Source organism: Kitasatospora sp. NPDC059673 (genome assembly GCF_042734215.1).
Taxonomy (GTDB): Bacteria; Actinomycetota; Actinomycetes; order Streptomycetales; family Streptomycetaceae; genus Kitasatospora.
Genome location: NZ_JBHWEN010000002.1, coordinates 484197 through 503350, shown reverse-complemented (window position 1 = coordinate 503350; position 19154 = coordinate 484197). Strand labels below are relative to the sequence as shown.

General features: G+C 73.5%; 20 protein-coding genes. 9 read left to right on the top strand and 11 right to left on the bottom strand.

Features of this window, described 5'->3' with window-relative positions; translation table 11 throughout:
* Position 1: 1 nt before the first annotated feature.
* Positions 2-1315, bottom strand: coding sequence for an FAD-dependent monooxygenase (locus tag ACFV18_RS04565; RefSeq protein WP_380479130.1), 1314 nt, complete (start codon positions 1313-1315; stop codon positions 2-4).
* Positions 1316-1429: 114 nt separating this feature from the next.
* Positions 1430-2044, bottom strand: a complete 615-nt coding sequence (locus ACFV18_RS04560) for a histone deacetylase (protein ID WP_380479127.1) — start codon at positions 2042-2044, stop codon at positions 1430-1432.
* 258 nt (positions 2045-2302) lie between these two features.
* On the opposite strand from ACFV18_RS04560, the gene ACFV18_RS04555 reads away from it, so the two are divergent.
* Together ACFV18_RS04555 and ACFV18_RS04550 are read left to right on the top strand one after the other, a co-directional pair.
* Positions 2303-2896, top strand: a complete 594-nt coding sequence (locus tag ACFV18_RS04555) for a TetR/AcrR family transcriptional regulator (RefSeq protein ID WP_380479125.1) — start codon at positions 2303-2305, stop codon at positions 2894-2896.
* 13 nt (positions 2897-2909) lie between these two features.
* On the top strand, positions 2910-3308 hold the full coding sequence (locus ACFV18_RS04550) for a hypothetical protein (protein WP_380479122.1): 399 nt from the start codon (positions 2910-2912) through the stop codon (positions 3306-3308).
* A 269-nt stretch (positions 3309-3577) separates the two neighbouring features.
* Here the strand turns inward: ACFV18_RS04550 and ACFV18_RS04545 are convergent, their stop codons facing one another.
* Entirely contained in the window at positions 3578-4219 is a 642-nt protein-coding gene (locus tag ACFV18_RS04545; RefSeq protein WP_380479260.1) for an NADPH-dependent F420 reductase, read from the bottom strand.
* Positions 4220-4305: 86 nt separating this feature from the next.
* Here ACFV18_RS04545 and ACFV18_RS04540 point away from each other — a divergent pair, with 86 nt between their 5' ends.
* The 4 genes from ACFV18_RS04540 to ACFV18_RS04525 all read left to right on the top strand — a co-directional run bounded on the left by ACFV18_RS04540 (position 4306) and on the right by ACFV18_RS04525 (position 7542).
* Positions 4306-4653, top strand: coding sequence for a winged helix-turn-helix transcriptional regulator (locus ACFV18_RS04540; protein ID WP_380479119.1), 348 nt, complete (start codon positions 4306-4308; stop codon positions 4651-4653).
* The gene (locus ACFV18_RS04535; RefSeq protein ID WP_380479117.1) at positions 4650-4916 is read left to right on the top strand and encodes a hypothetical protein; all 267 of its coding nucleotides are present in this window, start codon (positions 4650-4652) and stop codon (positions 4914-4916) included. The genes ACFV18_RS04540 and ACFV18_RS04535 overlap by 4 nt, the downstream gene beginning before the upstream one ends.
* Before the next feature lie 705 nt (positions 4917-5621).
* Positions 5622-6332: a hypothetical protein gene (locus ACFV18_RS04530; protein ID WP_380479114.1), complete on the top strand. Its 711-nt coding sequence runs from the start codon at positions 5622-5624 to the stop codon at positions 6330-6332.
* A gap of 664 nt (positions 6333-6996) precedes the next feature.
* Complete coding sequence (locus ACFV18_RS04525) at positions 6997-7542, top strand: GNAT family N-acetyltransferase (RefSeq protein ID WP_380479111.1); 546 nt, start codon at positions 6997-6999, stop codon at positions 7540-7542.
* A 37-nt stretch (positions 7543-7579) separates the two neighbouring features.
* On the opposite strand, the gene ACFV18_RS04520 is transcribed toward ACFV18_RS04525, so the two are convergent.
* The 7 genes from ACFV18_RS04520 to ACFV18_RS04490 all read right to left on the bottom strand — a co-directional run bounded on the left by ACFV18_RS04520 (position 7580) and on the right by ACFV18_RS04490 (position 15658).
* Entirely contained in the window at positions 7580-10720 is a 3141-nt protein-coding gene (locus ACFV18_RS04520) for an NACHT domain-containing protein (RefSeq protein WP_380479108.1), read from the bottom strand.
* A gap of 2 nt (positions 10721-10722) precedes the next feature.
* A complete protein-coding gene (locus ACFV18_RS04515) occupies positions 10723-11040 on the bottom strand; it encodes a trypco2 family protein (RefSeq protein WP_380479105.1) in 318 nt (105 codons plus the stop codon).
* 74 nt (positions 11041-11114) lie between these two features.
* Positions 11115-13448 carry an ATP-binding cassette domain-containing protein gene (locus tag ACFV18_RS04510; protein WP_380479257.1) on the bottom strand — a complete coding sequence of 778 codons (2334 nt, stop codon included), beginning with the start codon at positions 13446-13448 and terminating at the stop codon, positions 11115-11117.
* Positions 13449-13499: 51 nt separating this feature from the next.
* A complete protein-coding gene (locus ACFV18_RS04505) occupies positions 13500-13976 on the bottom strand; it encodes an SRPBCC family protein (protein WP_380479103.1) in 477 nt (158 codons plus the stop codon).
* A gap of 35 nt (positions 13977-14011) precedes the next feature.
* Positions 14012-14569, bottom strand: coding sequence for a TetR-like C-terminal domain-containing protein (locus ACFV18_RS04500; protein WP_380479100.1), 558 nt, complete (start codon positions 14567-14569; stop codon positions 14012-14014).
* 103 nt (positions 14570-14672) lie between these two features.
* Complete coding sequence (locus tag ACFV18_RS04495) at positions 14673-15554, bottom strand: LysR family transcriptional regulator (protein ID WP_380479098.1); 882 nt, start codon at positions 15552-15554, stop codon at positions 14673-14675.
* On the bottom strand, positions 15536-15658 hold the full coding sequence (locus ACFV18_RS04490) for an EspF repeat-containing protein (protein ID WP_380479095.1): 123 nt from the start codon (positions 15656-15658) through the stop codon (positions 15536-15538). Before ACFV18_RS04490 ends, ACFV18_RS04495 begins: the two co-directional genes overlap by 19 nt.
* A 103-nt stretch (positions 15659-15761) precedes the next feature.
* On the opposite strand from ACFV18_RS04490, the gene ACFV18_RS04485 reads away from it, so the two are divergent.
* The 3 genes from ACFV18_RS04485 to ACFV18_RS04475 are packed head-to-tail and all read left to right on the top strand — an operon-like array spanning position 15762 to position 17936.
* Positions 15762-16214: a hypothetical protein gene (locus ACFV18_RS04485; RefSeq protein ID WP_380479092.1), complete on the top strand. Its 453-nt coding sequence runs from the start codon at positions 15762-15764 to the stop codon at positions 16212-16214.
* The gene (locus tag ACFV18_RS04480; RefSeq protein ID WP_380479090.1) at positions 16207-17808 is read left to right on the top strand and encodes a multicopper oxidase family protein; all 1602 of its coding nucleotides are present in this window, start codon (positions 16207-16209) and stop codon (positions 17806-17808) included. Before ACFV18_RS04485 ends, ACFV18_RS04480 begins: the two co-directional genes overlap by 8 nt.
* Positions 17805-17936, top strand: a complete 132-nt coding sequence (locus ACFV18_RS04475; protein ID WP_380479087.1) for a hypothetical protein — start codon at positions 17805-17807, stop codon at positions 17934-17936. The genes ACFV18_RS04480 and ACFV18_RS04475 overlap by 4 nt, the downstream gene beginning before the upstream one ends.
* Before the next feature lie 24 nt (positions 17937-17960).
* Here the strand turns inward: ACFV18_RS04475 and ACFV18_RS04470 are convergent, their stop codons facing one another.
* Positions 17961-18956, bottom strand: a complete 996-nt coding sequence (locus tag ACFV18_RS04470) for a hypothetical protein (RefSeq protein ID WP_380479084.1) — start codon at positions 18954-18956, stop codon at positions 17961-17963.
* Between the last annotated feature and the right edge of the window lie 198 nt (positions 18957-19154).

Below are 19154 nucleotides of genomic sequence, written 5' to 3'. Positions count from 1 at the left end.
GTCAGCGCCCCGCGAGGGTGTCGAGGGCGGGCGGCTGCCAGGTGAACGTGGGCGCGGAGCGGTCGAGCAGGACGCGGGCGGGCAGGCGTCCGGCGAGGGCGAGTGCGCCGTCGCGCAGCAGGACGCCCGGGCGGGAGTGGGTGGCGACCAGGCGGCCCATGGTGTGGGAGCCCGCGACGATCCGCGAGGTGCGGGGCAGACGGGCGTCCGAGTAGGCGCGGAGGGCGGCCAGCGGGTCCGAGGCGTGCTGCGGGGAGGGGAGGGCGGCGAGCGGGTCCGGCGCGTGCTGCGGGGAGGGGAGGGCGGCGAGCGGGTCCGGCGCGTGCTGCGGGGAAGGGAGCGCGGCGGCGAGGACCACCGCATCCTCGATGGCCTGGCAGGCGCCCTGCCCCTGGAACGGCGACATGGCGTGCGCGGCGTCGCCGAGCAGCGCGACCCGTCCGCGATGGAATGCGGGCAGCGGGTCGGTGAGCGCCCACACGTCGTGGCGGAGCACCCGGTCGGCGTCGGTGCGGCGGAGCAGTTCCGGCAGCGGGGCGCACCAACTGCCGTACCGGCGCAGCATTTCGGCATGCTCGTCGCCGCCGTCCGCGCGCTGCCCCGCCGGTGCGAGGGCGGCCGCGTACACGTACACCCGCCCCCCGGCGAGCGGCACGATGCCCGCGAGCGCGCCGCGTCCCCACACCTCGCCGACGACGGCCGGCGGGCGTTCGGGGTCGTCGATGACGGTGCGCCACGTGGTGAACCCCGAGTAGCGCGGCCCCGGGTGCTCCGGGAAGAGCTGCGTGCGGGTGGCGGAGCGGATGCCGTCGGCCGCGACGACGAGGGACGCCTCGCGCCGGCCGTCCCCGGTCTCGACCAGGGCCGGGGAGTGGGCGTCGCCGGCGTCGAGCAGGGTGGCCGGGGAGTCGGTGCGTACGGTGCCGGGCGGGAGGGCGTCCAGCAGTGCGGCGATCAGCTCGGCCCGCGCGACCCCCAGCACCGGATCGCCGAAGTGCTGCTGCACGGCCTCGGTGTCGGTCCGGGCCAGCCACCGGCCGGACGGGCGGCGCAGGCCGACGGCCGGGTGCCGCACCGCGAGGGCGCGCAGGCGCCCACCGACACCGAGAACGTCCAGCGCCCGCAAGGCATTTGGCGCCAGCGCCAGCCCCGCGCCGACCGGTTCGAGGCTCGCGGCGCGCTCGTGCACGGTGACGGGGATGCCGCGGCGGTGCAGGGCGAGGGCGGCGGCGAGGCCGCCGATGCCACCACCGAGAACGATCGCGGGGCGCGGGTCGGTGGCGGGGTGCGGGGAGGGGTGCGGGGCGGAGGGCATGGCGGGCTCCGATCGGCCGGTTGACTACAGCTGTAGTTCCGAGTGCTGAGGCTGAGCGTACTACGGCTGTAGTGCGGGTGGGGAGGGGGTCTCGCCGGGGGAGGGGGAGCCGACTCAGGCGAGCGCTGCCGGCCCTGCGGGCGCTGCGGAGGCTGAGTGGATGGCCTGCAGGGCGGATCGGGGCGTCCAGCGGGTGGTGGCGCCCGGGCGGGTGGCGAGGTAGGCGGCGGCTTGGGCGGGCGTCCAGCCGTGGGATTCGGCGAGGCCGGTGGCGACGGTGGCGAGATAGGCGGCGGTGGGCGGGTTGAGGTCGGCGTCGGCGAGCGTCCAGGGGGAGGTGAAGGTGAGGACGGGAATGCCGTCGATGTTGCCGAGGTGGAGCAGGGTCTCGTAGCGGCCGGGGCCGAGCTGGTCGCGGCCGGTGGTCAGGACGCGGGTGAGGTCGAGGTCGGCGCCGGGTTCGCGGCCCATCTCCTGGGCGGCGATATCGGCGAACTGCCCGGCGGTGACGAGGTGGGCCCGGGCCGGCATCTCGCCGTGGCGGGTGGGGTCGTAGAAGGCGATGCCGCCCGTCCACACCAGGGATTCGTGCGCGAAGTACAGGATTCCGGGCAGCCGGATCGGCAACGTCCGTTCGGGCGGCGTGCGGTCGCGACAGCCCGGGTGCACGCGGGTGCCGTCGTTCGGGCGCCCGCCGGTGATGTAGTGCGCGAGGCGGCCGGCGCTCATGTTCGAGCCGTAGGCCGCGTACCACACCTTGGTGCCGGGGCCGGTCGGCGCAGGCTGGGGGCGGGGTGGCGCAGGCTGGGGGCTCGGCGGCGCGGGTTGGGGGCGGGGTGGCGCGGGTTGGGGGCGGGGTGGCGCGGGTTGGGGGCGGGGCGGCCGAATCTCGTTCATGTGGCAGACGGTAGTGGTGACCTGACGTTCCGTGCGCGAGGGTGTGGCGGGGTTTGGGAGTTGCGGGCGGGGCGCGGGATGATCGGGACCATGACTGTGGCGCGACCGACCCGGATTGCCGATGCGGCCATTGCCGTGATTGCGGAGCGAGGCCTGCGCGGCCTGACGCACCGGGCGGTGGACGAGGCGGCGGGCCTTCCGCTGGGATCGACGTCGAACGTGGCCCGGACGCGGTCCGCGCTGCTCGAGGCGGCGCTGGTGCGGATCGCCGAGGTCGAGGCGGCCGGCATGCTGGGCGAGGTGCCGACGACCCGGCCGGTGGGGGACGGCGCGGCGGCGCGGCGGCGGTTGGTGCGAGTGGTGGCGGACGGGCTGGAGCAGGCGCTGACCCCGGCCGGACGGGTGCTGACGGTGGCCCGGATCGAGCTGGCGCTGGAGGCCGCCCGGCGACCCGAACTCCGTTCCGTCTACGACCGGTTGGGCGCGGGCTTCGTGGAGGTGGCGGTGCAGTTGCTGCAGGCGTGCGGCTCTGCGGAACCGGTCGCCGACGCGCGCCGCCTGGTGCGCTGGTGCGAGGGCGTGCTGTTCAACGCGACGGCGGGCGGCGGGCACGCGTACCCGCCCGGCCGCGCCGAGCTGGCGGCGGACGCCGACCGGTACCTGGCCGCCCTGCTCGACGGCTGACCACGGACGTCCAATGACGATCGAGCTGCCCGAAGGGTCCTGGTGGGACTGGGACGTGGTCTCCTGGGACCCGTCCCGCCTGGTGCTGGGTGCGGACCACGACCTGACGTACCACCACTCGCTCGAACTGCGCTTCGACGAGCCCGAGTTGGTGACCTGCCCGGCCTCGTTCCAGGACCCGGTCTTCCGCGCCCCGACACCGGCCGAGACGACCGGCGTCCAACGCCAACTCGGCGCGACGCCAGCCGTGTTGGTCGCCTTCACCGCCGACGCGGGCGGCCCCGACCCGGCCGACGGGCTGATCGCCGCCGGTCGGCTGAGTATCGTCCGGGGGACGGTCTTCCGGTACTGGCGCGAGGAGTTGAGGCCGGGGGAGCGTCACGCGCCGTGGGTGCGGCCGCCGGTGGCGTGACCGCATTGCGGGCGCCGTGAAGACGCGGTGCGGCCCCGCGTGGCGGACCGCGCCGTGAAGACGCGGTGCGGCCCCGCGTGGCGGACCGTGGGCTCAGTGTCCGGGGAGCAGCGGACAGGCGCGCGGAGCTTGGGGAACAGGCAGCGTGGGAGCGGGAGTTTCCGCTCCGCTACCTCCTGGTGCGGGAGGACATGGATGGTGACGACGAGGAGCTGTGGGCGCGGTGCGCGGAGGCCGAGGGCTTGGCCGTCGGTGGTGCGCGGGTCGGGTCAGCCGGCGGCGTGGGCGAGGGGTGGGGCGATGGCCTGGGCGTCGGCGTGTTCGCCGATCCAGAGGCCGATGAAGAGGGCGGCGGTGGCCTCCAGCAGGTGGGCGCGGGAGAGGGCGCCGGCGTGGACGGGGGTGCAGCCGAGGTCGCGGACCAGGGCGGCGGTGCGGGCGAGGGCGTCCGGATGGTCGCCGCAGAGCGGGACGGCGAGGGGGCGGCCGTCGAAGACCGGGGGCTGGCGGCGCCAGACGTCCTCGTGGCACAGGTTGAACGCCTTCACCACCCGGGCGTCGGGTGCCGCCTCGGACAACTGCTGGGCGGCGGACGGACCTTGGCCGGTGAGCAGGCGGAAGCCGGGGCCGACCGGGTTGGCGCAGTCGATGAGGGTGCGGCCGGCCAGCGCGTCACGCAGCTCGCGGACCACCTCCGTTCCCGCACCGTACGGCAGCGCCGCGAGCACCACCTCTCCGGACTCCGCCGCCGCGCGCAGGCCGGCCGGGCGGGCGCCATGGCCGATCCGGTCGGCGAGTCGGCGGGCCTTGGCCGCGTCCCGGCCGCCGATGGTGACCCGGTGACCGGCCCGCGCCCACTGGGTGGCGAGGGCGTCGGCCATTCCGCCGGTCCCGAGGACGCCGATCGTCATCGAGGTGTTCATCAACTGGCTCCACTCTGCGCGGGTTTGGAAGATCTCCTTCGACAGTACGGAGCTCGCCGGGCACCATTCGGTACGTGACGACCAATGCCTTCCTCGCCGACTGCCGAGCCCGGCTCGCCTTCGACCTGCTCTCCAACACCTGGAACGCCGTAGTGCTCTGGGCCCTGCGCGACGGCCCGCGCCGCCCCGTCGAACTGCGGGAACGGATCGGCGGCATCAGCTCGAAGGTCCTCACGCAGACGCTGCGTCGCCTCCAGTACCACGGCCTGGTTGAGCGTCACCCGCAACGCCCCGGCGTGGCGTACGAACTGACCGCGCTCGGCCGTACCCTGCTGACCCCGATCGACGCCTTCGGGGCCTGGGCGTTCGAGCACGGCGACGAGGTGATGGCCGCGCAGGAAGCCGCGGAGGGGCGGTCGTGAACCAGCCGCAGCCAGGGGCTTCCGAGATCGCGGAGTGGCTCGGCGCCGTCGCCGAGGGCCGGGTGGATCGGGACGCGGCGGACCGGTGGGCGGGATGGTGGATGGAGGACGACGCGCTGGACTGGGACGAGGCGTGCTGGTGGGGGCTGGACCTGCTGTACGGCATCGATCTGCGCACCGGGCCCGGCGGGCCGTACCTGCACGATGACGAGCAAGTGCGGGGATGGGCGGCGGAGTTGATGGAGTGGGGCTCGTGTGGGTGAGAGGGCAGGGGCGCGGGCCGACAGTCGCTGCCGCTGAGCGCTGCTGGTGACGGTGGGCCAGGGAGGAGGAGTGCGCCGCGCGGATGGCCGGAAAGCGGATGGCCGGAAAGCGGTGGGTCGTAGCCCGGTGGACGGTGCGGGACGCGCTGGTCCCGGCGAGCGGGACGCCGCGCCGAGCACCACCGCTGACTTCGGGTGCGGCGGCTGCGCCTTTCTGACGTGGCACCAGCTGCAGAGCGGGTCGCCGGTGTGATCGGCTTGATCGGCACCGTGGCGATCAACTGCGCCGGGCGATACGGGGCCCGACCGTCGCCGTGTCCGGGAAGGGCAGGGCAGGGCAGCGTGGCCGTGTGCGGCGTCGATCACGAGTACCCGAGTGGTTGCCAGGACCTACTCCGGCCTCGGCGAGATCGGGTCGAAGCCGTTCGGGCGAGCCCCTCGCCGCGACCGGTGCGAACCTGTGCGGGCACCTGGAGCAGGGGGTGAAGCGGCGGGCGCGGCGTCGGCCGGCGGGGTGCGGGCGGTGCGGAGGGAGCGGGAGAAGGGTGAACTAACTGATGGTCCGTCGGTATGGAATGCGGAGCGCGGCGGCAGAAACATTTTGACGGGCGGTTAGGTATTCGGGCAGTCCCACTCACCCCGTCCACTGGGTCGGGCCCGCCGCCACAGAGTGTGCCGCCCGGCCGGGATCACGAGGAACCTTCCATGGCACCACAGTTCCGAGGCACCGCGATGCTCGCGGCCGCCGCGATCACCCTGCTCCTGGCCCCCACCGCCGCTGCCGTCGGCGCCCCGGTCAGCCCCTCCGAGTCCACCGCCGCCGACACCACGGCCGCGAAGCCGACCAACACGACGGCCGCGAAGCCGACCAACACGACGGCCGCGAAGCCGACCAACACGACGGCTTCGAAGCCGGCCAACACCGCTGCCACCAAGCCGGCGAAGACGACGGCCGCGAAGCCGGGTGCGGCGCCTGCCGGTACGACGGACGCCAAGCCGGCCGACACGACGGCGGCGAAGCCGGGCGTGGCCCCTGCGGGCACCACGGCCGACAAGCCGAGCCTGTCGCCCGCCGGCACGACCGCCGACAAGCCGAGCTTGTCGCCCACCAGCGCCACGGGCGCCAAGCCCGGTCACGCTCCCGGGTTCGGAGAGCTTCTCGGCTTCCTCGGCATGAAGACCCCCGCCGGCCTCCAGCAGCCGGGAGATGTGGCCACGCCCGGTGGTGTCCCGCTGACCGGTGACGTCGCCACGCCCGGCGGGGCCCCTGCGGGGGGTGGCGTTCCCGGGAGCGAGGAGGGCGACGCACCGGTCGCCGTTCGGCCCGTCGACAAGGTCTACCCCGCGCTGCCGCCGCCCGGCCGACTCGTTCACGGCGAACCCGTCGAGCGTGCCGCCGTCGCGCCCGGACGCTGACGCCCTGCCCATCCGGTAGGTCCCCTCCACGGGAGGAGTCCCCGGCACCTCCCGCTCGCCCGCGCCTTGGCCGGGCCGCCCCTGGGGTGCGCCGCCCCCGTCGATGACCTGCTGCTGCGGGCCCAGGGCCATGTCACCACAAGGTAGTTCGGTGACGGTGCCGCCAACTCGCGGTGTTTCAGCCTGAGTTCGGTGGTCGGCCCGTCCGGAGTCGAGCTGAACCAGGTCGCTGAGGTTTCAACCTCGCCAACTGAGGCCCCATGACCGGATATCGGAGGCCCGCACCGGAGGCCGGTGCGGGCCTCCGGCGCTTGCTGTGGCGGTTTGGGTGAGCACGGTTTCCAGGTCGAGGTGTGTGGACGCGGTTCTGGGGCAATGGCGGCGGCGAGGAACGCCGTCCCGGCGCCTGGCGTGTGCAGCGATCTCAACTCACCGAGGCCGTCCGGCGATGGTTGCGCGGCGGCCGACCCCTGGCAATCCACTTCGGGCGGTCAGCGCAGGCGCCTCAAGCAGCGCTCGGATCCGCGCCGCGCCCGAGCTCCGCGGCGGATCCGGGCGGTGGTTGAACGTCGGGCAGTGGTGGGCAGTCAGAACCTGTTGGTAGGGCGGGAGAGGGGGCGTCGTAAGGTGAGGCCGAGCCGAGACGATCAGGAGTTGCCCCCTCATGCCGGACGCGATCACGCTGCGACCCGTCACCGTTGACGACCTCGACCTGTTCGAGCGCGAGTTCGGCGGGCCGGAAGGGGTCGGTGCCTACCAGTGGTTCGGGTTTCGGTCGGCGGACGGTCTGCGACGGCGCTTCGCGGAGAACGGCCTGCTCGGTCCGGACGGTGGCGTGCTCTCCGTTGCCGAGGCCGGGCGTACGGTGGGCCGGGTCGAGTGGTTCGCCGGGAGCTGGGGGCGGCCCGAGACCTCCGCCTGCTGGACGCTTGCCATCGGCCTGATTCCCGCCGCCCAGGGGCGCGGTATCGGCACCCGGGCCCAAGGTCTGCTCGCCGACTACCTGTTCGCCCACACCCGCGCCGAGCGGCTCCAGGCCTGGACGGACTGCGCCAACCTTGCCGAACAGCGGGCCCTGGAGAAGGCGGGGTTCGTTCGTGAGGGTGTCCTGCGTTCCGCGCAGTGGCGCGGCGGTCGGTGGCACGACCAGGTGATCTATTCGCTGCTCCGCACCGATCCTGGGCCGGCCGCGGTCACCGGGGGAGCGTAGCCGGGCACCGCATCGCGTTCCACCGCGCGGGGGGCACTCAACCGCGGTCGGGCCGGGACGGGGGCGCGGGGCTGCCGAGTTGGTGGACGGTGAGGTGGTGGGGCGGGAACTGCTCCTGGCCGATCAGGTGGGGTGGGGCTGTCCCCTCGGGAACGGTGAGGACCAGTGGGAGGTGGTGGGGGAGCTGCGTCAGGTCGAGTGAGGTGCAGTGGGGGGCGACGATCAGGCTCAGCTCTTCCAGGCCGGGGAACAGCGGGAGAAGCGGGGCGAGCGGGTAGTCGGTGGGGACGTCGATCAGCGTCAGGTACCACACACCGGTCAGTGGTTCCCGTCCGGTGAGTGCGGCCGGGTCGGGTGTCAGCAGGGAGAGGATGCGCAGTTTCCGCATGTCGCGCAGGATCGCCCACAGCTCGTCGAACCGCTGCTCGGCGGCCCGGACGGATCGAATGGCGAGGGCCTCAAGTGGCAAGCCACGCAAGGGAGTCAGATCGTCCAGCTCCGGGCACTGGTAGAGGCCGAGACCGCTGAGCTGCGTCCACTGCCCCAGGAAGGAGATGTCCTGCAGCCCGGGGATCGCCGACAGGGTCAAGTACTCGATTCTGTCCGCCAGTTGGCTCCATCGCCATGGATCGACGGGCATGGCCGGACCGCCGAGCCAGACCTGACGCAGCGTCGGGTGGTCGACCAGGGCGTCGAGCTGCGCGGGCGAATGGAGCTGCACATGGACGGCGGAGAGGTCGGCCCGGTCCACCACCTGCCGGGCGAAGGCGTCGACCTCGAAGCGCGGCCACTGGTGGACCACGTTCGGCAACGGGTCCTCCTGCTCGGCCAGGGTCGCCAGCAGGGCCAGGGCGTCGGCGCCGCCGATGAGACCCAGGACGTTCGGGACCAGGTGGCGGGTTCCGGCCAGCAGGTCCGGCTCGTTTTCGGCGAACTCCCGTAGCAGGGGGACGAGTTCTTCTCCGACGCCGGCCAGTTGGAGGGCGGTGGCATCGCCGGTGAGCAGCGCGGGGAGGTGGTCGCGGAGCCGGGCAAGGACGGTGTCACGGACCTCGCCGTCGAGTTCCGGGGCGCTCGGGAGGCAGGTGGCGGCGAGGAGGTGGATGACGGGCTTGAGCTCGTCGGGGGCGGTGTGCGCGGCGGCGAGGACGGTGGTGAGGAGTTCGGCGCGTTCGCGGCGGCCGCAGTGGCCGACGGTCATCCGGATCACGTCGCCCCACTGCTCGTCGGCGGCGTGGCCCGCGAGCAGGCCGAAGTCGCGTTCCTCGCGGAACTCCATCGCGGCCAGGTACTCCTGGAAGGTGCGGTGGATGAACTGGAAGGTGTCCGGGCCGGTTTCGGTGATCAGGCCGGTGCGGTTGAGGAGGTGGACGTACGCCTGCTCGGCGTCGGTGCGACGGGCGACGGCGGGCAAGTCCCGCAGGGCCTTGGCGAGTTGGGCGATCGCGTCCCGTCGTCGGCCCTCGGCCTGGTTGTTGCGCACCAGCCAGTGAGCAAGTCGGCGGAGCATCGCCAGCTGCTCCTCCTCGGAGGCCTGGAGCTGCTCCGCGCCCTGCACCCGGCGGCCTTCGTCGCGCTTGACCAGCATCATGGACATCGCGTCGCGGTACAGCGCCATGCGGTGGCGCGGCAGCGCGCCGTCCGACTCGCGGTTCAGGGCACAGATCATCGCGCACAGCAGGGGGCTGTCGGTGAGTTGGGCGACCTCCGGCACGGTGTCGAGGGTGCGGAGGAGATCGGCCTGGTCCAGGTCGATCTCGCGGCGCCAGCGCTGCGCCTCGGCCTCGGTGTGCTGGGCGGTGAGGAGTTCGCGCAGGGCGGCTTCGTGCCAGCGTTCGACGAAGTGGCGGCGGTCCTGGCGGTTCATCGGGCAGAGCTGCAACTCGTCGAAGCCCAGGTGGCCGAGCCAGCCGTGCGGGACGGCGGAGGGGCGGACGGTGGCCAGCGTCCAGGTGTCGGGGTAGTGGTCGAGCAGTCGGTCCAGCCAGTCGAGGGCCTCCTCGCGCTGGTCGGTCGGCACCTCGTCCAGGCCGTCCACCAGGAGCAGGGCGCGGCCGGTGGAGAGGAGGCGGTGTGCCCAGCCGAGTGGTTGGCGCTCGGCGCACATGCGGTCGTCGAGGGTGAGGAACTCCTCGGGGCGGGGCTGCATGACGCCCTTGCGGTGCAGCTTGCGGAGCTGGAGGACCAGCGGGACGCGGTGGTTGAACCTGGCGAGGTCCTCGCCGAGGGTGCCGTTCATGGCGCCGACGGCCAGCCACTGCACGAGGGTGGTCTTGCCGGAGCCCGCCTCGCCGCGGATCAGGACGCGGCGGCGGCCCGCGAGGATGCGCTCGGCGCGCTGTGGGCCGGGGCCGGGGTCGGGGCCGGTGGTGGTGGCGGTGGACCGGATTTCCAGGCTGAGGTAGGAGGTGGTGAGGTCCCAGCCGCGGCGGCCGTGGCCGGCGGCCTGGCGGAGGCCGAAGATGCGGATGCGGCCGTAGTCGGCCTCGATGGCGGCGGCGTAGTCGCGTTCGAAGTCGGAGTCGGCGATTTCGGTGGCGGAGATGCCCTCGGGGTAAGGGAGTTCACCCAGGTTCGAGATGAGTGCCGCACAGAAGCCGGGGTCGGTGAGCAGCGCGGCCATCGGGACGAGGTCGAACTGGGAGTGTTCCCAGGTGTCCGGTGTCCGGTCCTGGACGGCGATGCCGAGCAGGCGGTCGCGGAACACGGCGCCGGCGCCCGACAGGCCCGACCATGGTGAGTCCGTCTCGCGGCGGCGTCGGGGCGGGTGCTGCTGGACGACCAGGACCTGACGGCCGGTCCGCTGTCCGGCGGCCGGGGTCAGGGTGGCCAGCACCTGGACGGTGTCGAGGCGGCCCTCCCGGTCGCGTCCGGCGAGCGGGAAGCCGGTCAGGTGGCAGCCGGCCACCGGGTCGAGCGTGGTGACGGTGCCCCAGCGGAGCGGTTCGAAGCGACCGGCGGGGATCAGTTCCCGATCCGCGAGCAGCAGGGCGGCGTCGAGGCCGGTGGAGCGCCAGACCGTGGTGCAGGGCGTCCACCCGGTGCCGTCCAGGACGGCGGCCTCCGGCGACGACCCGCCGACGTGGGCCGCCGTCAGGACCAGCCGAGGGCCGAGCAGGAAGCCGCTGCCCTGCGTGGCACCCCGGACGGCCGCCACGTGGTGAGCGAGGAACGGCACGGTCAGAACCCGTCCCGGCTGCCCAGGTCGTCGTTGGAGATGGTGACGCTGCCGCCGGTGTCCGCGTCCTTCGGGGTGAGGGTGACGGAGACCTTGTGGGTCCGGCCATGAGCCAGGCCCGCTTCGGCGTCGGCGGACAGCACCCAGGCCTTGATGCCGCCCTTGGCGCGGGCATCGCGCTTCAGCTCCACGGTGAAGTCCAGGGTGACCGGGCCGACCTCGAACTGGATGGCCTGGCCGCGGCCGCGCTCGGAGGCGTCGAGCAGTTCCAGCCTGATCGCCTCGATCGCGTCGGCCAGTTCGATGTCATGACGGTCCATTGCGCGCCCCCACAGCTTGAAGTCTTCGAGGGCCGAGCGTAGAGGGTCGGTCCGTCAACGGTGGTGCGGTTGGGTCAATTCGAGCGGAGGTAGGCGGCCAGGTACGGCGCGGTCGGGCTGCCCGCGGTGGTGGTGAGGGCCGCAGGGGTGCCCGTGGCGAGGACGCGGCCGCCGGCCGTCCCGCCGGACGGGCCGAGGTCGATGAGGTGGTCGGCGGTGGCGATCAGCGGGAGGTGGTGTTCGGCGAGCAGGACGGTCGCGCCGGCGTCGACCAGACGGTGGAGCTGGGCGGTGAGGACCTCGCTGTCGGCGGGGTGCAGGCCGGTGGTGGGTTCGTCGAGGAGGTAGAGGGTGTGGTGGCGGCGGGCATGGTGCAACTCCGCGGCGAGTTTGACGCGTTGGGCCTCGCCGCCGGAGAGTTCGGGCGCGGGCTGGCCCAGCCGCAGGTAGCCGAGGCCGACCTGCTGGAGGACCGTCAGGACGCGGGCGGCGGCGGGGACGTCGGCGAGGAACGGGGCGGCGGCGTCAACGGTCAGCGCGAGGACGTCGGCCACGGTGGCGCCGCGGTAGGTGATCTCCAGGGTCTGCGGGTTGTAGCGGCTGCCGTGGCAGTCCGGGCACGGGCTCCAGGCCGTGGGCAGGAAGAGCAGCTCCACCTCGATCGCGCCCGCGCCCTCGCAGGTCGGGCAGCGCCCGGACGCCACGTTGAACGAGAACCGCCCGGCGTCGTAGCCGCGCCGGCGGGCCTCGTCGGTGGCCGCGAACAGTTTCCGGACGGTGTCCAACAGGCCGGTGTACGTGGCCAGGTTGGAACGCGGGGTGCGGCCCAGCGGCGTCTGGTCGACCGTCACCACCCGGCCCACGGACGGGTCGGCGGCCGCCGCGTCGGCCGCCGCGCCCAGCAGCGTCGACTTGCCCGCGCCGGAGACGCCCGTCACGGCCGTCAGCACGCCCAGCGGCACGTCCACGTCCACGCCGCTCAGATTGTGCCGGGTCACCTCGCGCAGGCGCAGCACGCCGGTCGGGGTGCGGCCCCGGGAGGCGGGTGCGGGCGGCGGGTCGAAGAGGAAGCGGCGGGTCGCCGAGCCGGTCACCTCGCGCAGGCCGTCCACCGGCCCGCTGTACAGCACCTGGCCGCCGCCGGTGCCCGCGCCCGGGCCGACGTCCACCAGCCAGTCCGCGCCGCGCACCACCGTCATGTCGTGCTCCACCACGAACACCGAGTTGCCCGCGGCGCGCAGCTCGGCGAGGACCTCGCGCAGCGCCTCGGTGTCCGCCGGGTGCAGGCCCGCCGAGGGCTCGTCCAGCACGTACACCACGCCGAACAGGCCCGAGCGCAACTGGCTTGCCAGGCGCAGGCGTTGCAACTCGCCGGTGGACAGGGTGGGGGCGGCACGGTCGAGCGAGAGATAGCCGAGGCCGAGGCGGCGCAGGGCCGCGAGCCGGTCCGTCAGATCGGCGGTGAGCAGACCTGCCGGGCCCTCGTCGCCGGTGAACGGGTGCAGCAGGGCGGCGAGACGGTCGGCCGGGAGAGCCGCGAGCCCGGTGACCGGCAGGCCCGCGAAGGTCACCGCCAGGGCCTCGGGACGCAGCCGGTGGCCATGGCAGACCGGGCACGGGGACTGCGTCATGAACGCGGCGGCCTTGGCGCGGGTGGCCTCGCTGCGGGACTCGGAAAACGCTTTCAGCACCAGCCGGCGGGCACTGCTGTACTTGCCCTGGTAAGGGCGCTGGATCCGGCCCGGCTCGCGCTCCGGGTGGACGGTCACCACCGGCTGCTCGTCCGTGAACAGGATCCACTCGCGGTCGCGTGCGGGCAGTTCCCGCCAGGGCCGGTCCAGGTCCTGGCCGAGCGCGCCCAGGATGTCCCGCAGGTTCTTGCCCTGCCACGCACCCGGCCAGGACGCGACCGCGCCCTGCCGGATCGACAACGACGGATCGGGTACCAACGACTGCTCGGTGACCCGGTGCAGCACCCCCTGCCCGTGGCACTCCGGGCAGGCGCCGGCCGGGGTGTTCGGCGAGAACGCGTCCGAATCCAGCCGCGACGCGCCCGCCGGGTAGTCGCCGCACCGCGACAGCAGCATCCGCAGCAGGTTCGACATGGTGGAGATGGTGCCCACCGAGGAGCGCGAGGACGGCACCGAACGGCGCTGCTCCAGCGCGACCGCCGGCGGCATTCCCGTCACCGAGTCCACTTGCGGCGCCTCCACCTGCCGCAACAGCCGCCGCGCGTACGGCGAGACCGACTCCAGGTACCGGTGCTGCGCCTGCGCGAACAGCGTCCCGAACGCCAGCGAGGACTTCCCCGACCCCGAGACCCCCGTGAACGCCACCACCGCCCCGCGCGGCACCGCCACCGCCACGTCGCGCAGGTTGTGCACCCGCGCGCCGCGCACCCGCACCATGCCGTCGTCGTTGCCGCCGCTGTTGATCTCCGTGCCGTTCACCGGGCCACGCTACCGTGCGGCGCACCCTTCGGCGGGCTGCGCCACCTGCCCGGCGAGCGGGGCCAGGTTGGCGAGCGCGGCCTTGAAGCGGGCCTCGGTGTCGCGGGCGGTGCGGCCGTGGAAGAAGAGCGCGAGCAGGCCGGTGAAGCGTTCGCGCTGGACGACCCGGACCCGGCCGTCGCCGAGGTCGGTGATCAGGTAGGAGTGCGTGTTGTCGAGCAGCCTGGGCACCAGGAGGCGGCCGGCGCGGGAGAGTTCGCGGCCCGGGGCGACCACGGTGAGCACCGGGTGGAAGGTCAGCTCGCGGCCCGAGGCGGTGCGGACCACCTCGGTCTGGCGGGCGCCGACGGCGAGTTCGCCCTCGACCCGGACCACCACCGGGTGCCACTGCGGGTAGCGGTCGTGGTCGGTGATCAGCTGCCAGACGGCCTCCGGGGTGCCCGGGAACTCGGCTTCGGCGCTGGCCTCGCAGGTGAACAGGCTCATGATGGTCTCCCCCTGGTGACTGCTTGTCGTGTGTTTCAGCGGTGGCGCGCCAGGGTGGTGTCCACCAGGGCGCGCGCGAAGTGGTCGTCGATCGGGTCGCCGCTGATCAGCACCCGGTAGTAGAGCGGGCCGACCAGCTGGTCGATGATCAGCGCGGGGTCGGCGTCGGCCGCCAACTCGCCACGGGCGGTGGCCCGGGCGAGCAGCTCGGCGGCCGCGGTGCGGCGCTGCGTCCACAACGGGCGCAGCGCGTCGCCGAGTTCGGGGTGGCGGGTGCCGGCGGCGATCAACTCGGCCACCAGGGCGCGGGTGGCGGGCAGGCGCAGGCCGGCCGCGATCGCGGTGAGGGTGGCGGTCAGATCGGCCCGGACGTCGGCGGTCTCCCGGATCGGCGCGGTCTCGAACATGGTGGCGAAGGCGGCGACCACCAGGTGGTCCTTGGTGGGCCAGCGCCGGTACACGGTGGTGCGGGCGACCTCGGCGCGGGCGGCGGCCTCGTCGAGTGCGAACCCTGCGTACCCGCGCTCGCGCAGCAGCCCGCGCGCCGCCTCCAGCACCTTGGCGTCAACACCGGTGTCCCGCGGCCTGGCCATGTCTCCCGCCCCTCATTTCGCTACGCGTGTCTCGTAATGAGGACGAGGCTAGCGGGGGACGGCGCCATTGCGCAACGCGTGTAGCGGAATCGAGGGCCGGGCGTCAGGAGGAGCTTGGCCAGGTCCAGTTGAGAAGGGCCTCGCGCATCAGCCCGGCGGCGGGGGAGAGGCGGGCGGACTCGGACCAGTGCAGGGTGAGGGTCCGCCGGCACGCGGGATGGTCGACGGCGAGGAGGGCGAGCGGGAGGCGGGTGGCGCTCTGCCGGCCGACGGCGGGGATCAGGCCGACGCCGAGGCCCGCCGTGATCAGGTCGGCGATGGCGGCGAGTTCGTCGCTCTCGCAGACGATGCGGGGCGGGTGGCCGAGGTCGGCGAAGAGCTGGTCGAGCAGACGGCGGTTCCAGTGACCGGGGCGGGCGGTGATGAACGGGAGCGCGGCGAGGTCGGGCAGGGCGACGGAGCTGCGCCCGGCCAACGGGTGGCTGCGGTGGACGGCCAACCAGACCGGCTCGTCCAGGAGTTGGGCGCTCTGCAGGCCCTCGGTGCGGATCGGCTGCGAGGCGACGCACAAGTCCACTTCCTGAGCGCGGAGTTGGCGTGGCATCAGATCGGCCGGGAGCTGCCGCAGGTCGATCTCGGCGGCGGGGTGGGCGCGTTTGTACGCGGCCAGTGGGGCGGTGAAGGTCAGGAAGGTCTCGGACGCCAGCCGGACCGTTCCGAAGCCGTTGCCCGCCGCCTCCGCGACGGCCCGGCGGCCGGCCTCCAGCTCGCCGAGGGCCCGCTCCGCGTAGCCGCGGAACAGCCGGCCCGCCTCGTTCAGGCGCAGCCGCCCGCCCCGGTCGAACAGCGGGGTGCCGAGGTCCTCCTCCAGGCGGGCGATGGTGCGGCTCAACGAGGGCTGGGCGACCCGGAGTTCCTCGGCGGCCCGGCTCAGGTGCTCCAGACGTGCCACCACCAGGAACTGGGTCAGCGCGTGCAGATCCATGGCCGCTCCCCGTGTTGCTGCAACCGTCCGGCGACGGCCGGCGACGGCCGACACCGCCCGAGACCGCCCGGCACGTCCGGCACCGGCCATGCCGGAAACGGCATAACCCCATAGCAATATTGATCTTAGACGGGATAGCCGCCGGGGCATAGCGTCGAGGAGGTGCAAGTTCCGTACCCCGTACCAGGATTGAGGGAGAACTCTGCCATGGCTGTGTCAGCCGTCCCCGAACACGCCGAAGCGGCCGACCGCGCCGACCGCGCCGGCCGGACCGGTCCCGCCGGGCAGGTGCTGCGCGTGCTGGCCGCCGTGCACATGGTGGCCGTGTACGGGCAACCGGTGTTCGCCGGCGTCTACCTCAGCGGCTCGTACGACGGCCTCGGCTGGCACCTCGCCGGGGCCAACGCCGTCACCAGTCTCGGCTACCTGCAACTGATCGCCGCCATGGTGTTCTGGTACCGCCGCCGGATCGCCTGGCCGCTGACCGGCACCGCGCTGGTGGTGATCGCCGAGACCGTCCAGTACTTCGCCGGACTCGACGGCGCGCTGTGGCTGCACCTGCCGCTCGGCGTGGCCACCATCGCCGCCCTCACCGTCCTCACCATCGGCCTGCTGCGCGCCCCGCTGCCCGGACAGGCGCCGGAGGTGCGCGGTGAGTGAGCCCCAACTCCAGCTCAGCAGGCGGCGGTTGCTCGCGCTCGGTGGCGCGTTCGGACTGCTGACGGCGGGTGGTCTGGCCTCCGCCGCGACGCTCGCCCACCGCCCGGCCGGGACGGGCGGCCTGCTGCGCAGCGCGATCGAGCTGCCGCCCGCGTTCCAAGTGCCGCTGCCCCGGCCGCAGGTGCTGGCGCCGGTGTCCACCACCGGCGGTGTCGACCGGTACGAGATCACCCAGCGGGAGGCCGTCGCCGAGATCCTGCCCGGCGTGCACACCCCGGTGTGGACGTACGGCGGCAGCTTCCCCGGTCCGACCATCGAGGCCCGGCGCGGCCGTCCCGCCGTGGTCACGCACCGCAACGAACTGCCCGTTCCCACCGTGGTCCACCTGCACGGGGGCCGTACCCCCGCCGAGTTCGACGGCTACCCCACCGACTTTGTGCTGCCCGCGAGTTGGCCGGAGAGCGGCGGCCACGGTGGACATGGCGGCCATGGCGGCACCATGGCGGATCCGAGGGCCGTGCAGAGCCGAGTGGTGCGCGAGTACACCTTCCCGAACGAGCAGCGCGCCACCATGCTCTGGTACCACGACCACCGGATGGACTACACCGCCCCCGCGATCTGGCGCGGCCTGGCCGGGCTGCACATCATCCGCGAGGACAGCGAGAAGGCGCTCGAACTCCCGGACGGAGAACGGGAGTTGCCGCTGGTGATCACCGACCGCGCGTTCGCTGCCGACGGGAGCCTGGAGTACCCGTCGCTCGACCCCTCGCTTCGCGACCGGCCCGGGGTTCAAGAACCTTACATGGCCGGGGTGTTGGGCGATGTGATCCTGGTCAACGGCGCGCCGTGGCCGGTGCACGAAGTGGCGGCGGTGCGGCACCGGCTGCGCGTGCTCAACGGCTCCAACGCCCGCCACTACGAGCTGGAGGCGGTCGATCAGGACGGGCGGGCCCTGGAGTTGGTGCAGATCGGCGCGGACCAGGGTCTGCTGTCCGCGCCGGTGACGCACCGCCGACTGCCGCTCGCGCCCGCCGAACGGTACGACCTGCTGGTCGACTTCGGCGCGGTGCCGGTGGGCGGGACGGTCCGGCTGCTGAACCGCATGGGCAGCGGGCGGACCCGGGAGGTGATGGCGTTCCGCGTGGTCCGGGCGCAGCGGGAGGACACCCCGGTGCCGCAAACGCTGGCCACCGACCTGCCGGAGTGGCGACGCGAAGAGGCCGTCCGAACCAGGGAGTTCGCGTTCCGGGCCGGCCGGATGGGCGAGGGCCACGGCTGGCTGATCGGCGGCCGCCCGTTCGACCCGGCGCGCGAGGACGTCGGCGTCCGGCTCGGCGACCTGGAGGTGTGGCGGCTGATCGCGGACGTCCACCACCCCATCCACCTGCACCTGGTCGGCTTCCGCATCCTGAGCCGGGGCGGCCGCGCACCGCTGCCGCACGACGCCGGGCTGAAGGACACGGTCTCGCTGCGGCCCGGCGAGGCGGCCGAGATCATCTCCCGCTTCGACGGCTACCGGGGGCGGTACCTGTTCCACTGCCACAACGCGGAGCACGAGGACATGGGGATGATGGCGAACCTGGAGGTGCGGTGAGGCGCGACGCGTTCGAGGAGTGGTTCTGCGCCCTGTTCGAACGCGTCCCGGGCCTGCGGCCGACCCTCCGCGAGGTGGTCGTCCGGGGCCGGCCCTGGCGCACCACAGTGGGCCGCTGGCCTGACTGACCGTCAATATCGCTACGTGGCACGTCAATTGGTGATGGCAACGGGCGAGGAGGCGCCGGTGGCCAGCAGATGGGGCCGGCCGGAGCCGTCCGCCGGGACGGACCAGAGGTCGGTGGCGTGGCCCTCCTTCGCGGGGAGGGCGTAGCCGAGGGTCCGGGCGTCCAGCCAGGCGGCCTGGTCGTTCACGGCGCGGGTCTCGGCCACGGGATGGTCGCGCAGGTCGGCGAGGTCGAGGACATAGAGGCGCCAGGGGTCGGCGGGGTCGGCGGAGACGCGCTTGCGGAAGGCGATCTGCGTGCCGTCGGGGGAGAGGGACGGACATTCGACGTTCTCCCGCAGGGTGTGTGCCGACCAGGCCTTCAGGTCGCCCTCGACCAGGTGGGTGTGGCCGTCGGCGGAGACGGTGGCGTAGAAGCGGTTGTCGTCGGCGGCGAAGTTGACGCTCCAGTAGTTGAGGTCGGTGGCGTGGGAGGGGACGCCATCGACGGTCAGCGGGATGTTCTCGACGGCCCTGACCAGGGAGCCGGAGCGCAGGTCGAGGATCGAGGTGCGGGTGGAGTAGCCGGCGGTGGCGTGGGTGCCTCTGGTGAGGGTCGTCCAGGACAGCACCTGCCCGGACGGGGAGACCCGGGCCCGGTTCGGCAGGCCCGGGAGGGCGAGGGTCTGGAGCCGGTGGAAGTGCCGGTCGTAGACCACCGCTTCGGTACCGGCGGGCCGGCCCGGCCTGGTGCGCAGGCACAGTGCGCGGTTGCCCGCGGCATAGAAGCGTTCGCAGGACGGGCCGCCGACCGCCGCCGGATCGCCGACGGTGTGCGCGGCGCGGGCGATCCGGCCGGAGGCGGCGTCCCGGTAGTACAGGCCGGGCTCGTCGAGGGTGAAGGTGGCGTCGGCCGGGACGATCTGGTGCGGGCCGTCGCGGTGGCAGGTGTGCAGGGCGAACCCGAGCGCGGAGCCGAGCATCGTGACCACGACCACCACCAGGACCACCAGACGTGCCCCGGCCGCCGGACGCTCCGCCAAGTCCGGTGCGAAGTCCGTGTCTTGGGCTGGATCGGTGTCTTGGGCTGGGTCGGATGCGGCTCCGGGTGTGGTCTCGGTCGTCATGAGGGTTCCCTTCGGACAGGGCGCGCCGCGGCGCGAGTCCTGGATGCCGAGGACGGGGCCACGCCGGGCCGTTTCCCCGGAGCGTAGGTGAAAGGAAAGTTTCCTACCAGTAAG

Coding starts and splice junctions, on each gene's coding strand:
- ACFV18_RS04490 (WP_380479095.1), bottom strand. CDS start 15,658: ATGCCGTTTCCGGCATGGCCGGTGCCGGACGTGCCGGGCGGTCTCGGG.
- ACFV18_RS04500 (WP_380479100.1), bottom strand. CDS start 14,569: ATGGCCAGGCCGCGGGACACCGGTGTTGACGCCAAGGTGCTGGAGGCG.
- ACFV18_RS04530 (WP_380479114.1), top strand. CDS start 5,622: ATGGCACCACAGTTCCGAGGCACCGCGATGCTCGCGGCCGCCGCGATC.
- ACFV18_RS04510 (WP_380479257.1), bottom strand. CDS start 13,448: ATGGTGCGGGTGCGCGGCGCGCGGGTGCACAACCTGCGCGACGTGGCG.
- ACFV18_RS04555 (WP_380479125.1), top strand. CDS start 2,303: ATGACTGTGGCGCGACCGACCCGGATTGCCGATGCGGCCATTGCCGTG.
- ACFV18_RS04515 (WP_380479105.1), bottom strand. CDS start 11,040: ATGGACCGTCATGACATCGAACTGGCCGACGCGATCGAGGCGATCAGG.
- ACFV18_RS04525 (WP_380479111.1), top strand. CDS start 6,997: ATGCCGGACGCGATCACGCTGCGACCCGTCACCGTTGACGACCTCGAC.
- ACFV18_RS04505 (WP_380479103.1), bottom strand. CDS start 13,976: ATGAGCCTGTTCACCTGCGAGGCCAGCGCCGAAGCCGAGTTCCCGGGC.
- ACFV18_RS04565 (WP_380479130.1), bottom strand. CDS start 1,315: ATGCCCTCCGCCCCGCACCCCTCCCCGCACCCCGCCACCGACCCGCGC.
- ACFV18_RS04495 (WP_380479098.1), bottom strand. CDS start 15,554: ATGGATCTGCACGCGCTGACCCAGTTCCTGGTGGTGGCACGTCTGGAG.
- ACFV18_RS04560 (WP_380479127.1), bottom strand. CDS start 2,044: ATGAGCGCCGGCCGCCTCGCGCACTACATCACCGGCGGGCGCCCGAAC.
- ACFV18_RS04485 (WP_380479092.1), top strand. CDS start 15,762: ATGGCTGTGTCAGCCGTCCCCGAACACGCCGAAGCGGCCGACCGCGCC.
- ACFV18_RS04545 (WP_380479260.1), bottom strand. CDS start 4,219: ATGACGATCGGCGTCCTCGGGACCGGCGGAATGGCCGACGCCCTCGCC.
- ACFV18_RS04550 (WP_380479122.1), top strand. CDS start 2,910: ATGACGATCGAGCTGCCCGAAGGGTCCTGGTGGGACTGGGACGTGGTC.